Here is a 14,891-nt window from a genome sequence, read left to right as displayed (position 1 = left end):
CATAGAGGCTGTTTACCTTTCTCTGCAAAGGTCGCCAGGAAGGGGGGCAAGGGAAATGATATTCGTCATCAATAAAAATGCGCTTCGTCTTACTGCTGTATGGTTCTTTGCCGGAAGAATAGTAACTTTGAAGATAAAGGAGTTAAAAGAAGCTGTTTAACTATGAGAATTACTGCACCCACGTTAGTGTTGGATAAGAAAAAGTGCCTGTTGAATATAGAACGAATGGTGGCAAAAGCGAAACGCAATCAGGTAGTATTACGGCCTCACTTCAAAACGCATCAGTCGGCACAGGTAGGAGAGTGGTTTAAAGCATTCGGCGTTACTTCTATTACGGTATCGTCGTTGCAGATGGCCCGCTACTTTGCCAGCCACGGCTGGAAAGACATTATGGTCGCTTTCCCGGCCAATGTGCTGGAGATAGACCTGATAAATGAGTTGGCAGCAAAAATTACGCTTCATTTAGTGGTGGTAAACCCCGAAACGGTAGAACTGCTGGCTAACAGGCTGCACTACCCGGTAAAGCTATGGCTTAAGATTGATGCGGGGTACCGCAGAACCGGCCTGTCGCCTCACGACCACCCGGAACTGGATCAGATTATCGGCAGCATCGATAGCGGTAAATACATGACTTTTGGGGGCTTTGTGGTACACGATGGCCATACCTATAAGCAGTCAACAGTGGGGGCAATTCGTACTATCCATAAAACAAGTGTGTTCCTGCTGCAATCGCTGCGGGGGCGTTATATAAAACAGTATCCAGATCTGAAGCTTTCTATCGGTGATACGCCATCCTGTAGTGTTCTGGAGAACATGGAGGGCGTTGATGAGATCAGGCCCGGCAATTTTGTATTCTACGACCTTACCCAGCAGCGCATTGGCTCCTGCTCGTATGAGCAGATAGCCGTGTGCATGGCCTGCCCTATTGTGGCGAAGCACCCCGACAGGAACGAATTTATCATATACGGAGGTAGTGTACACTTTTCGAAAGATTCGCTGCTGACGGAAAACGGCACCTTTATATTCGGGCGTGTAGTCGATAAAAATCGTAACGGATGGTCTGCGCCCATAGAGGGAGCAGAAGTAGTGGCGCTATCGCAGGAGCACGGCACCGTAAGAGTTAGCAGCGAGATGTTTGAAAGATATGATATCGGCGACCTGATGTATGTGCTACCTGTACATTCCTGCCTGACAGCGGATGCCATGCGTGCTTACCTGACCCTGGAAGGGGAATGGCTAGAGCATCTGTCCGGTTTATCTGTGGCAGATCGTGCAAAGCAGCTTATAATTGTGTAAGTGCCCTTGTTGTACCTGTTACCACTTCAGCCATTCTTTTAAAATCCAGCGTATCAATTGTATCTGTTTTCTGGTGGTAATTGGGGTTTCGGAGAAAAGAGGAGTCGTTGATCATGATAGCCTCAATGCCATACTTCCAGTAATTGCGGTGGTCAGATAAGCCTACCAGTCCGTAGGCCTGCGGTAGGTTTACAGCCTGCACATCAATAGCAGCGTGTGGCTGCATCAGCTTTTGAAAACGTTGCGTAAATTCCTGTTGCCCGGCATTGCCCACTACTGCTATAAAGTTGCCTTCATGCGGGTAATATTGTTTCAGTGTTTCATCGGGGAAGCGCTGTGAACCGGGAACATCAGAAAAATAGCCAATCATTTCGTAGCAGATCATCGATTTTACGCGGGTGCCTGCCTGGTGCAGGGATTTGGCATGAACAGCACTACCCATATTTTCTGTAGCAAAAAAAGGAGGCTCCTCCAGGCAAAAGGCAACCAGTTCTATCGGGTATGGCAGTGCTGGTAAAGTTGTAAGCAAACGCGCCGTTTCCAGCAACCCGGCTATTCCACTGGCGTTATCGTCAGCTCCCGGCTGGTCGCCGCATACGTCATAATGGGCGCCAACTACCACTCTCGCTTCTCCGGCACCCGGAAGCAGGGCGCTGATATTTTTGTACGTATGGCCATCAACTTTGAAAGGTTGCTCGGTTACCGTTAGCCCAAGCTGTTGCAGTTGTTCTGTAATATAGCTTGTAGCCTTTTCCAGCGATTCATAGTTCTGGTAATGTCGGGCAGGCTCTATACTCGTAAGAGCAGCCACATCCTTGTACAGTCTGTCGGCGCTTGCTTTCATAGGAATGTTGGATTTAGTGCGGATAAGCAGCTTATCCAATGAGGTTATGCAAGACTATACTAAACCAACAGAGGCGCAGTAACTACTGCGCCTCTGTTGGTTTAGTATAGTCTTGCCCTAGTATTAATACTTGAAGAAGTTCCTTCTGTCACGATCTATGTACTCGCTGTCGTAATGACGTTGGTCACCGGCATTGTCACGGTTGCGGTAGCTTCTTTCATCGTTGCGGTCTGATCTTCTGCTGTTCTGATCCTGGGAACTGCTGTACCTGTTCTGGTCTCTGTTCCGGATAGAGCCTAAGGAACCGTAGTTTCCGTCTGTGGAGCCATAGTCTCCGCGCTGAGGCTGGCGGTTGTAGCAACTGCCCATATAGCCGCTGTTGCCACTATAGCTTGAAGAGCGATAATCGTCCTGGTCGAAGTTATAGTTGTAGCGGTCCTGGTTTCTGCCTTCAAACCTTCTGGAGAGGTCGGAGCCGTAAAGGTCATCTGAGTTTTGGCCTCTGCCTCTGCCTCTGCCATAGTTGCTGTCGCGGTGGTTGTAATCGGAGTCGTTGCGGTAGGCTCTGTAGCCACTCGGGCTATAGCCTCTGTTGCGTGCTTCGTCCGGCGAACCGTGGCCGCTGTCGAAATTGTAATTGGTGTCGGAGTCGTAATGCCTTTGCGATTCATACCCGGCCCTGGTGCTCCCGAAGCCCTGTGCACCGCCATAGCTACCCATGTTGCCATAGTTCCTGGAGGTGCTGTAAGTGCCGTATACATCCTGGTTGCTTACATTCCGGTTGTTATTTCCGTTAGCATCGTTGCCCCAATGGTTAGAGCGTCCTTCATGGTCACCGAAGCGGTTGCCTTCTCTGCCTTCTTCGTTCCGGAAACGGTTCTCTCTGTTACGCCTGTCTTGTTCGTTATGCCTGTTATATTGATCTCTGTTCATCGGTTTAATAGTATTTGGTTCTTATACATTAACGATGAGCAGCATAGCAGGTTTATCTTTTACTGGCCGACCTGCTTCTCCAGTATTTTTTCGGCCTGCACAAGCGTAGTCTCTTTTACCTGAGAAGATGCATGTATAAAGCTTATGTCAGGGTAGTGAAAGTATAGCTAATATCATGCAGGCTGTGATATATGGTCAGGTTCGGGAATATAATCGGCAGCTTGTTTTGGAACGTTATTTATATGGCCGGCGGTTGTATCTGTTTTTCTGTTATCAAATAGGAGCAACTGACAGAGCGTGGGTGGCTTTTCCTTCAAATCTTTAAAATTTTCAATTCCTGAAGTGCCTTATTAAGGGTTTTAGCTCCGCTGCAAAACCTTTTTTACTTCAAATACAGGAAGACAAAACAATTTACAGGCTGAATAAGTAAAAGTTTCTACTTTCTGGTTCCTAATTAGATAGTACAAACATGAGCAAAGCAGAAAACTGCTTTGCTTACACTATAACATACATCCCAAGATTGAATAAGAAGTGGTATGGCAGAAGAAAACAAACCCAAAGACGATAAAGACAAAGCGAAGGCCCACAAGTTTTACAAAAGTGCCCTGACTTTACTTTTAAAAGCCGAAATTCCTTTTTTAGTAGGAGGCGGTTTTGCCCTCAAACTCTATACAGGCATAGAGAGAGATACAAAAGACCTGGATATATTTTGTAAATCAGGCGATTGCCCGAGCATTTTGAAACTGCTTTCTGATAAAGGCTACGATACAGAACTGGTGGATGCCAGATGGTTGGCAAAAGCCAGAAAAGAGGAGCATTTCGTTGATTTTATTTTCAGTAACCCCAGTAACCAGATTCCGGTTGATGATGGCTGGTACGAACGGGCCGCAGAAAGTGAGCTCTTTGATCTGAAACTGAAGTTTATATCGCCGGAAGACCTTATCCGCTGTAAAATTTATGTGCAGAACCGGGAACGGTACGATGGCTCAGACATTAACCATACGTTGTTAAAGTATGGTGATAAACTGGATTGGAAGCTGATCTGGTCGAGCCTGGAGCAGCACTGGCAATTGTTGATGGCTCAGTTGCTTTCGTTCCAGTTTGTGTATCCTTCGGAAAGAGACATTATACCCCGGTGGCTGTTTGATGAGCTGATGAAGAGAGCGCGTGAAACATACGACATGCCCCCTCCAACCGAAAAAATTTGTCGTGGCCCCCTGATAGACCAGACGCAATACGGAACCGATGTTACCGACTGGGAGTATAAAGCAATAACTATCCGAACAGTATAAAACATATTATGGCTAATCCTGATAAAACAAAACAGAAAACACGCATTGCTGCCGTGGGCGATATACATGTACGCGAAACAGACAAAGGAAACTGGATTGAATTTTTTGAGGAGGTATCGGATAACGCGGATGTACTGCTTCTGTGCGGCGATTTAACAGATACTGGCCGTGTAGCGGAGGCGGAGATACTGGCAAAGGAACTGAAGGCATGCACAATTCCGGTGGTGGGTGTACTCGGTAACCACGACTATGAGCGTGATCAGCAGGATGAGATTCGGTCTGTGCTTCTACGAAAAGAAGTGCACATGCTGGATGGAGAAAGTGTGGTGCTGGAAGGTGTGGGTTTTGCAGGTATAAAAGGATTTGGTGGCGGGTTCGACAAGGGCATGCTGGGTATGTTCGGCGAAAAGATGATGAAGCGTTTTGTGCAGGAAGCTGTAGACGAAGCCTTAAAGCTGGATGCGGCCCTGGCACGGCTCGACGGGGAGTATGAGGACCTGAAAAAGGTAGTTGTAATGCATTATGCCCCTATACAGGCAACTGTAGTAGGTGAGCCTGAGGCGATTTTCCCGTTTCTCGGATCTTCGAGATTGGCAGAACCTCTTAACCGCAGGCAGGTAGTGGCTGCTTTTCATGGCCATGCCCATATCGGAACCTTGGAAGGTGAAACTTCCAGAGGAGTTAAGGTATTTAATGTGTCTAAGCCTATTCTGCAAAAAGCAGGGTATAAGCACCCGTATTATATACTGGAAGTATAGCCTGTAGAGGCTTGTTAAAGCGAAAGCTGGCCAGGATACCCTGCCCAGCTTTCGCTTTTTTTATATACCTGTTTTTGATGATGAAAAGTAGCAGGAGACAGAAAAGCTGCTGCTTTTTACATTTAAAATTTTATATATTTAAACCAGTAAGCCGGTGCGATAGCGGAGATTGTCTAAAGACAATACCTGTATCATAATCTTCATTTAAAAAAAGCCATAGATAAATATAACCTTGCGTCTTCTTTTAAGTTTAAAAGGTAATTCAGATTAACATGCTGTAAACCAAATATGTTTAAAGGGTACGGCAGTGGCTTGTAAGGCTTAAAGGAAAGTGGAAGGGTTAAAAGTCTTCATCTAATATATCGTAGGGCCAGTGGGGTTCTATAACTTGTTTAGTTAATTTCTAACCAAATTACTGTTTATGGCAAAATACGACAGATGGTACCATCCATATGATATAAACGAAAAATACAATAAGCGTGTAGCATACTTCAGCATGGAGTTTGGCATTCACCAGGCTCTTAAAACCTATTCCGGCGGACTCGGCTTTCTGGCTGGCTCTCATATGCGGAGTGCCTTCGATCTCCGGCAAAACATGATTGGCATCGGCATTCTGTGGAAGTTTGGTTATTACGACCAACTGCGTAACGACGACCAGACGATGCGGGTGCAGTTTCAGAAGAAATATTATTCCTACCTGGAAGATACAGGCATTACTGTAAGTGTGGATGTGAATAAGCACACTGTTAAAGTGAAGGCCATGGTGCTGAAGCCTGAAATATTCGGAACGGTGCCTATCTACTTCTTAACAACCGACATTCCGGAAAATGATTATCTGGCCCGCACGATTACCTTCAGGCTTTATGATGGAGAACCTAATGCCCGTATTGCACAGAGTATTGTACTGGGCATTGGAGGTGCAAAAGTAGTAGATGCGCTGGGTGGTGCCGATATATACCACATGAACGAAGGGCATGCTTTGCCACTGGCTTTTCATCTGTACAAAGTGTTTGGTAATATGAACGATGTGCGTAAACGCATGGTGTTTACAACGCATACGCCCGAAAAAGCCGGTAACGAAGAACATGAAATTCACCATCTGCACAATATGAGCTTCTTTAACAATGTGCCGTTGGAAGAAGTGCGGCAGATGACGGGCATGCACGGACACATGTTCAGCCATACTTTGGCAGCGCTCAGAATCTCTAAAATCGCCAATGGTGTTTCGCAGCTGCATGGGGAGGTGGCGCGCGGCATGTGGTACGAAAACGATAATGTTTGCGAGATTAAAGCAATTACCAATGCCCAGAATGTGCCTTTCTGGATGGATGTGCCACTGCGCAAGGCCATGGAGCAGAATAACGACCGGGCTTTGGTAGCCAGAAAAGCAGAAATGAAGAAGCAGCTTTTCGAAGTAGTAGCCGACCAGACAGGTAAACTTTTCAGTCCGGATGTGCTCACCATTGTCTGGGCCAGACGGTTTGCAGCCTATAAACGTGCCGACCTGATTGTGCGGGATTTTGAACGATTCCTGAACCTGATCAATAACAAAGATTTTCCGGTGCAGATGATTTGGGCCGGAAAGCCTTACCCGTTCGATTCCGGTGCTATTGCCGTATTCGATAAACTGGTAAACCTGGCGTACAAGCGAAATAACTTTGCTGTGCTGACGGGCTATGAAATTGAGCTATCGAGAAAGCTGAAGCAAGGTGCGGATGTGTGGCTGAACACACCTCGCAGGCCAAGAGAAGCCTCCGGAACCAGCGGTATGACAGCTGCTATGAACGGCGCTGTAAACTTTTCGGTGCAGGATGGGTGGCTGCCTGAGTTTGCCCGCCACGGAGAAAATGCCTTTGTGCTGCCTATTGTAGATACAAACTGGTCTATTGACCGGCAGGATGAAACAGATTACCAGAACCTGATGCGTATACTGGAGGAGGAAATAGTGCCAACCTACTACCACAACCGGGAAAGATGGCTGAGCATTGTAAAAAACAGTATGCGGGATGTAGTTCCTAAGTTTGGTGCAGACCGTATGGCACATGAATACTATCAGTTGCTGTACTAGTGTTTTATAAAACAGGCATGTTGGCTTGTTGCTTCTTTCAGGCTTCATGAGAAAGCGTTAATCTGATAAACGGGAAGTGCACTAGTTGCGCCAACAAAAAGGCTGCCTTTGTACAGGCAGCCTTTTTGTTGGAATCATGTAGCAAGCATCCTAGAAAGGATAGCCAATGGCAATGTTCAGGTTCATACCTGCATCTCCCCGGAAACCAAAGTTAAAATCATCTAACACATAGCGCTGGCCAACTGGCAGGTAAGGAACCCGAACAGGTATACCGAAATCGAGGCGAATTACAAAGAACTCGATATCCACCCGAAGGCCGAATCCGGTACCTACAGCCAGTTCATTGATGAGGCTACCGGCATTGAAAAGGCCACTTTCACCGTTGCTTCTTGCACCAGTTGCCCCTTGGTCGCGCAATAGCCATATATTTCCGGCATCAACAAACAGAGCACCCCTTAGTAAGCTGACGATAGGAAATCTGTATTCGATGTTAGTTTCAAATTTAATATCGCCCACCTGATCGAAGAAGGCTACTCCGGTAGAATCACGATAAGCACCAGGACCAATACTTCTTGGCCTGAAAGCTCTTATACTATTGTTGCCACCTATAGAGAATTGTTTTACATAGGGTAGCGAAGCAGAGTTGCCATAGGTAAAGCCTGCACCAGCAATAAACCTGGTAGCCAGCATACTTTTTTCAGAGAACTTTAAATAATATCTAAAATCATTTTCTATTCTGGTGTATTGAGAAAAGGGCTGTCCTGCAATCGTTCTTGGAAACTCATCGGTAGGACTGTCAGCTCCGGTCAAACTATATAAGCCATTTAGAATGTTTCCGGAAACATCCAGAGAAATCCTGTCAAAGAATTGATGTCTTCTTTCCTCATAAACCTGAGTGCTTATGGTAAGTTGATAAATTGACCCGATGATAAACTGGTCATTAAAGCTTCTTTGTAGAAAAGGGTTTAACTGAAGGCGTTCTTCGAAAGCGCTAGTAGTGCTTAACAGGTTTACATACTGCAGATTAATTGGAGTTACTTCGTATGTCAGTGTTCTTTTTGGGCGCCAGTTATAACTATAAGAGGCGTTAATAGAGTTCATTCTAAAAAACTGCACTCTGTTCAGAAGGCTGGTGCCAAGGCTGATCCGGGTTTTAGGTACAAATTCTGATCTTAGGTTTGGTGCCCAAAAAGGTGCTACAAATCTTGGGAAGGTAAGATCGGTACGAATACCCAGTTCATAGGAATTCAATACAGAAGATCTGCCGGATGTTGAATTGCTTTCGTCAGCAGGTTGCCCGCCTATCTGGGTTTCGTAGTTTGCATCGAGGTTAACTGTCAGCAGTTCCGAGCCCCGCAATGCGTTGCGGTTCCTGAACGAAGCTGTTATGCCGGGTCCGGCAAAGTTGTTCGATTTATTGACGTACTGTGTTTCTACCCGCAGCGACTTTTTCAGGTTAGGGGTCAGCGATATTTCAGCATCTAACCTGTTTTCCTGTAACGTATCGCGGTTAAACCTGACGTTTACAAATTTAAATGCTCCCAGTCCCATCAGCCTGCTGGTAGTAAGCAGGTGGTTCTGGCGTGTATACAAGCTGTCTCTTTCCAGAAACAGCCCGTGCGCCAGGTGCTTGGACTTTACATAGTTTTCGTCCGGGATGTAGTAGAACCGTTCGAACTTAAGCGTGTCGTTATCAACGTTGCTCTCAGAAACCGTATGGTTGGTGGTAATGTAGATATCATCTATTTTGTAAGGTTGTAAAGCGAAGGCTGGTGCATCGCGTTTCACCAGGATTCTAACATCATACAGCCTTTCGCCAAGTGTTGTGTCTACCCTGAAGGCAAGGAAATCGGGGCTGAAGTAGAAAAAGCCTTTATTTTTAAGCACATTATCAATGCGTTCCCGCTCCTGCACCATCGTCTGCAGCCTGAACGGATCGCCAACCTTAAGCAGTGACTCTTCTTTTGTTGCTCTTATGTGGCTGTATAGCTGCAGTGAATCCCCTTCCGGATAAACTATATTGCGAATGCGGTAAGGTGGCTGCACACTAGCTTTCCATTCAACAGTAGCTTTTTTCTTTTTTATCTGCGTGGTGCTTCCTACTTCATTATCAAAATAGCCCAGGTTGTTGAGCCTGCTGCTCATAACATCAGCTATGGTGGTGGTATCTACCTGTGAGAGCAATACAGGAGGTTCTCCCACTTTTTCTTTAATCCAACCTTTAATACCGCCTGTGTCGGCTGTGTCGCCCATAGCGTTATAAATCCAGAGCTTAAAACGAAGGCCCAGAATAGAGCTGTTCGGTTTTGGGCGAACAGTTCCGTCTAATTCGGCTTCCAGTGCCTTGCGGCTTGGCTTTTCTGGTTCACCTTCTACTTTTACATTATAGCCGGCAAACAAGGCATCGTTTTCAGGTACACTTTTCGTACTGCTGCAGCCTGATGCTATAAATAGTGCCAGGAGAAAAAAGTAAAGTGTTTTACTGTTGAATAACCAATAGCTGGTCGGTATATTTTTGATCATGGGTTGCTATGTGCTGCAAGGTTTAGTGTGTAGATGCAACGATGGGTGATAAGTCCCTGCTGCATTTTATATGTTCGTGCACACGCCTGCCTGTCCATAAGATAGGCAGGCGTGTTATTTGCTTAGTCAAATTCTACGGCCTGTAACTGGCTGCTACTGGTTGGGCCGGTAGCGGCTTCTCTGCGGCGCTCTTCCCGCCTTGCCTGCCTTCTCTCGGCACCTTTAAAAAGCTCAGAGAAGTTATCATAGTCACGCTGGAAAATCAAAGAGGCACCGGTTGCCTGCACATCTCCTTCCAGGAAGCTTTCGTACTGGTTTCTGCGGAATCCTCTTACTCGCAGGCGGCCATCAGGTAAAATGGAGTATTCTACCGAAATATCTCCGCCAAAGTTGCTCATCGAGTTTTGCTCGGTGCTCTGGCCTTCCAATCCAATGTCGCCACCTACTCTTACCGTAAGCCTGTCGTTCAGGAACTGCTGCCGTACTGCCACATTCAGGTCTGTCCGGCCTTCTGCTGCGCCGGAAGAGTAGTCTTCATAAGAGTTTACTCCCAGCTCCAGGCCTAAGCCTCCTGCATAGCGGTCCGTCAGGCGGCTTAGCTGGTCATTCATTACCTGGCTCAGGCTGTTTCGGGCCGACGCGGCTAAACCTCCACCAGAACTCTGCAGAGGATCAGGGGCCAGGAACCTTCCTAAAACCAGCAGGGCAAATACCTGTTTGTTCATTTCAGACTCATCCTGTCGCAGCGATACCAGTTTAGCTTCTATCTGCCCGTCAAAGGCCCCTCTTTCTTCTTCAGGTAGTTGTATATCAAACCCGATCTCTGGCTCCAGCATTTCTCCTTCAACATTTACAAAAACCTGGAACGGAAGCTGGTTACGGAGTTGGTTCTGCTCGGTCTGATCGCCGGTTATTTCAGAGGCTACCAGTTCACGCGGGGCCGTTTTTACATCATAAATGGCTGAAATATTTACATCTGCCATCAAAGGATCGCCGGCCCAGGCAATATAACTGCCCTCTGCTATTCGAAGCTCGCGCTCTACCAGGCTGTAAAATGCCATCTGGTAGAGTCCGTCTGTGATATCGTATCTGCCGGAAAGGTTAATTTCGCCATTAGGCGCTATAGCAGTGGTTAAGGTACCATTCCCTCTTATTTCCAGTTGATCGCCTGTAAGCGGATCAATTACGACAGTAAAAGGAGAGGCATCGGTAACCACGATCTCGGCATCTATCACAGCCCCTACAAAACCCGAAGTCTCAGCGTCTTCCATTCCCTGTTGTACCATGTAATAGATGGAGTCGTTCAGGCTGCCATATTGTACAATACCTTCCTGAGCGGCTGCACCAGCTTCATCGGCAGGTACTACAAACGACATGTTGGAACCGTCTAATACTTCAACTCTGGCGTTGATTACCGGTACGGCCATGGTGCCTTTTATGGTGGTATTCGTTGCCAGGAGCAGTTTTCCATAGAACAGGTCGTTATCGTTTACAGTTGAGTTTACAGCCAGGAAACGATCGGTTGTAATACCCATGTCGAAGCGGAAATCGGTATAGTCCTGTGTCAGGATGTTGCCGTTTACTACTAAATTATTGTTGTTGATGTCTGTAATCGTAAAGTTAGGAAAGTTGATACCTTGCTGGTTGAATACAATACGCTCGTTCTGCAGGCGGTAAAGGCTGCCGACCATGGTAGGGTTAAACTGTGCCTGGTTAAAGTTCAGCTGGCCGGTAATATCAGGATCGGCTACAGAGCCTCTGACAGCCATGTTGCCACTTATAGTGCCTCCCATATCGGTTACCATGTCGGCTGTAAAGCCTTGCAAGGCAGCCAGGTTTATCGTTTCTATGTTCGCATCGAGGTTCAGGGTACTGGTTTCCGGTTGTGCCTCATAAAAGCCTCCGATCAGTACTCTGTTGCCGTTGCCTGTAAGCGATGCCTCAAGGTTATAGCGGTTTTCGGTAGCACTGTTGGCTCTTAATGCTATATCTCCTACAGGTACTCCCATATAGGCCAAGCTGCTGATGCCAATATCTGATGTAAACGCCATGTTGCCTTCTGTCAGGTTGCGCAGGGTAGCTTCGCCGTTTATTGTGCCTGCAATCAGGCTGTCGGCCTGCTGAAAGGATTCCATCAGGTAAGCTATTTCGAAATTACCGAACTGTACCTGCAGCGGGGCATTCGGGGCAACCTCTCCCAGGCTGTTAGCCAGTATAAAACTGTTGCCTCGCTGTATGCGAATGTTGTTGGCGTACAGTACATCTCCGCCAAACTGGAAGTAGTTATCTTCAGGCACTGTCCAGGCTTCGCTGTTGATGTAGATCTGGCCCGGATTCAGGGCAAAGCGATACCCGTTTCTGCTGACGCTGCTTAAGTGGCCACCCAGCATAAAGCGAGGGTCTCCGTTATCTTCGGAAATGGCCAGGCGTAACGTCATATCATCGTCCCGGGCGGCTCCATCCAGCAGGATATTCTGCACCAAAAAAGAAGGAGAAGAGACTTCACTCAGGCCAAGGCTGTAGCCTAACTGTTCCTGATTGCCGCGTACTTCCATCACAAAGTCTTTCAGGTCGAAGTCCTGGTATTCGATCAGGCTGAAACCTCCGTCCATGGTAAAAGTCTGTGTTTCTCGGCTGTAGGCACCTGTAATAGGAGCGGAGGGTTTCAGCGTTTCCAGGTCGGGTACAAAGGACTTTATGAGTTCAATGTTTCGGAGCTGCATGGTAAAGTTAAAGTCGCCCAGGCTCAGATCGGCAGGGTAGGGTGGATCTGGTTGCAGGTCCAGGTAATTGGAAAAGTGTTTCTGCAGTGCTGTAGGCAAGGTTTCCAGGCTATTGGTGAAGCGCATATCAGCATCCATTATTTTGGAATTCAGCTGTACTTCGGTAAGCGTTGGCGACTGGGCTAATGCCAACTGAACAGAATCCAGGGCATACGGTACCTGCTGATGGCGTACTACCAGTTCACTTGCCTCCAGGTTGCCCCTCAGATTACTCAGGTCTGCACCGGTAAAGTTGCCCTTCAGCTTTCCCTGAATGGCCAGATCATCGGCATACAGGTGGAGTTCCTGCAGGTTGATTCCGTCTATATCCGCATCGAAAGCGTACTGTGGCTGCTCGCTGTTCCGTAAGTTAAAATCACCGTTTAAGTCGAAGGCCAGATTCTCGTCTTTTGAAGATGCCTCTACCAGGTAGCGGTTTTGATCTACTTTAGCGTTGACAACGATATTGTTGTAGCGATAGTCGTTGTAAACAGCTTCTCTGATAGTAGCTCTTACATCGGCTCGCATTGTTTCCGGATCGAAGCCAGCTCCAGTAGCTGTCGCTTCCATAGATATGGTGCCTACCCCCATTTCAGGGCCCAGCAGCTGTTCCAGGTCGAAGCGGTCTGTCCGGACACGGGCATTAAAAGGGGCTGCAGTTGTTGGGCCTGGCTGCATATCTACCACGGCATTTATATTGCCATAGGACGTTTGCAGTGTCGCATTGGCATCGAAATTCTCCAGTGTGCCGGTGTAGTTACCTGTCAGGGCTACGTTTGCTGGTATATTGATATCAGGTGGAATGGTGCCCGGAGGAGCCAGGGCCATAATATCGGTTCGGGTGGTGGCAAAGCGGTTCAGGTTCAGGTCGACGAACAGCCTGTCCGGGTCCATGGCATTGCGCACATTGCCACTTATATTAATGGATGTGCCTTGCAGCCCTGCTACCTGAAAGCTGTTTATATTCAGGTTATCCAGCCGGCCTTCAGCCTGTCCGTTTAAACGGATGGTAGAATTGGCAACTGTTCTGAACGACGGGTTTTGCGCCAGGTCAGGAACAAAGTATAAGGCATCCTGCATTCCAATATAACTGTTGTCGATATCCAGTCGGAGAGATACCAGGTTTGGATTTTCTGCTGCTGCTTCCAGCGATGGATATTGTACGGCAAGTTCTTTTCGGAAGCGGCTGTGCCCTGTCTGCAGGTCGAGATCGGTAAGGCTTGCGCTGGTGGAATCCATTGCAATTTGTGCCTGGAAATTATTTACTTTAAAGCCGCTCTTTTCCTGTAGTGTAAGTTGCTGCAGGTTCAGGCCCATTTTGTTCTGGCTATAAAGCACATCCTTTGCGTTCAGCTGAATGTCTTTAAAAACCATGTGGTTAAAGTCCATTCCCTGGGCTTGCGCTGGCGTGTTAAAGTTATCAAACCGAACATGCAGGCCTGCAATGTTCATGTTGTTCAGGTTCACGGTCCAGTCCATAGGCTGCCCGCTCGACTCTTCTACAGACTTGTCGAGCTTCTCTACGGTACGGGCCGGGTTTATGGCAAGAGAATCCGGGTCTTTGTATTTTTCCTGTACATACACCAGCGAGGTATTTTTCAGGTCGAAACTGCGAAGGTCTACCCGTGCGTTAGGCAGGTCAATGTTATCTGTCGTAAGTTCAGATTCTCCCAGCCTGAGTTCGATAAATTGGTCCGCTACTTCGCTTTTATAGCTGATGTCGATGTTTTCGAGGGCCACCCTGTTCAGCCCGAACTCCATTTCCAGCGGATCAGAAGGTTCTTCGTCGGCTGGTGGCGGAATCTTTGTCTGCACATATTCTACTTTCGTGTTTCGCAGCTCAATAGCATCCACCAGGTACCGTTCATTCTCCAGGTCAAGTTCTTCCATGGTCGTCAGAAATCTTCCGATACGACCTGCAACCATATTACCTCCGGCTTCATCCCGGAAACGCAGCTTTATATTTTCGAGATCGATCACATCCAGGCTAATAGCCATGCCTCCCGACGTTGTATCGGCTGGAGTAGCGGCTGCGGTGGTGTCGCCGGCAAATGCTTCTGTAATAAAATCGAAATTGCTGGTGCTGTCAGGCCGGATGTGTACATTGGCTGAGGCATTCTTTAAATGTACTTTGCCAATATTTACCTGTCCTTTTAGCAAGGCAAAAAATTTAATGTCTACACCCAGCCTTTCGCTGTACCAAAGGGTATCCTGCTGCTGATCTTCTACATAAATATTTTCCAGTACAATGGAGTTTCGCCAGCCGGTGGTCAGTCCGCCTATCTCTACACGGGTATCCAGCATTTCAGACAGGTAAGAAGCGCCTTTCTGGGCAGCAAAGTTTTGTACCTTAGGGATTTGTAAGGCAATAATGATCAGTATAATTAAACCGACTACAAAGATGAGCAGCCAGAG

General features: G+C 47.3%; 8 protein-coding genes. 4 read left to right on the top strand and 4 right to left on the bottom strand.

What is annotated here, in order from left to right; all coding sequences use genetic code 11:
- The first annotated feature begins 162 nt into the window (after nucleotides 1-162).
- Nucleotides 163-1,296: an alanine racemase gene (locus C1N53_RS12535; protein WP_137759640.1), complete on the top strand. Its 1,134-nt coding sequence runs from the start codon at nucleotides 163-165 to the stop codon at nucleotides 1,294-1,296.
- Here the strand turns inward: C1N53_RS12535 and C1N53_RS12530 are convergent.
- Nucleotides 1,283-2,140 (bottom strand): M28 family peptidase, encoded by an 858-nt coding sequence (locus C1N53_RS12530; protein WP_137759639.1) that lies wholly within the window; start codon nucleotides 2,138-2,140, stop codon nucleotides 1,283-1,285. The genes C1N53_RS12535 and C1N53_RS12530 overlap by 14 nt on opposite strands.
- Before the next feature lie 123 nt (nucleotides 2,141-2,263).
- Nucleotides 2,264-3,073, bottom strand: coding sequence for a hypothetical protein (locus tag C1N53_RS12525; protein WP_137759638.1), 810 nt, complete (start codon nucleotides 3,071-3,073; stop codon nucleotides 2,264-2,266).
- 536 nt (nucleotides 3,074-3,609) lie between these two features.
- Between C1N53_RS12525 and C1N53_RS12520 the strand changes: the two genes are divergently transcribed.
- From C1N53_RS12520 to glgP, 3 genes are all read left to right on the top strand, one after another.
- A complete protein-coding gene (locus tag C1N53_RS12520) occupies nucleotides 3,610-4,365 on the top strand; it encodes a nucleotidyltransferase (protein WP_137759637.1) in 756 nt (251 codons plus the stop codon).
- 8 nt (nucleotides 4,366-4,373) lie between these two features.
- The gene (locus C1N53_RS12515; protein ID WP_137759636.1) at nucleotides 4,374-5,123 is read left to right on the top strand and encodes a metallophosphoesterase; all 750 of its coding nucleotides are present in this window, start codon (nucleotides 4,374-4,376) and stop codon (nucleotides 5,121-5,123) included.
- 421 nt (nucleotides 5,124-5,544) lie between these two features.
- Nucleotides 5,545-7,191 (top strand): alpha-glucan family phosphorylase, encoded by a 1,647-nt coding sequence (gene glgP, locus C1N53_RS12510; protein WP_137759635.1) that lies wholly within the window; start codon nucleotides 5,545-5,547, stop codon nucleotides 7,189-7,191.
- A gap of 150 nt (nucleotides 7,192-7,341) precedes the next feature.
- Here the strand turns inward: glgP and C1N53_RS12505 are convergent, their stop codons facing one another.
- Together C1N53_RS12505 and C1N53_RS12500 are read right to left on the bottom strand one after the other, a co-directional pair.
- Complete coding sequence (locus C1N53_RS12505) at nucleotides 7,342-9,714, bottom strand: BamA/TamA family outer membrane protein (protein WP_137759634.1); 2,373 nt, start codon at nucleotides 9,712-9,714, stop codon at nucleotides 7,342-7,344.
- A gap of 122 nt (nucleotides 9,715-9,836) precedes the next feature.
- On the bottom strand, nucleotides 9,837-14,780 hold the full coding sequence (locus tag C1N53_RS12500; protein ID WP_137759633.1) for a translocation/assembly module TamB domain-containing protein: 4,944 nt from the start codon (nucleotides 14,778-14,780) through the stop codon (nucleotides 9,837-9,839).
- Nucleotides 14,781-14,891 lie beyond the last annotated feature (111 nt).

Origin of the sequence: Pontibacter sp. SGAir0037, from assembly GCF_005491705.1 — a bacterium.
GTDB lineage: Bacteria > Bacteroidota > Bacteroidia > Cytophagales > Hymenobacteraceae > Pontibacter.
Note: the sequence above shows the minus strand (reverse complement) of the source record. Positions and strands in the feature narration are given on the sequence as shown.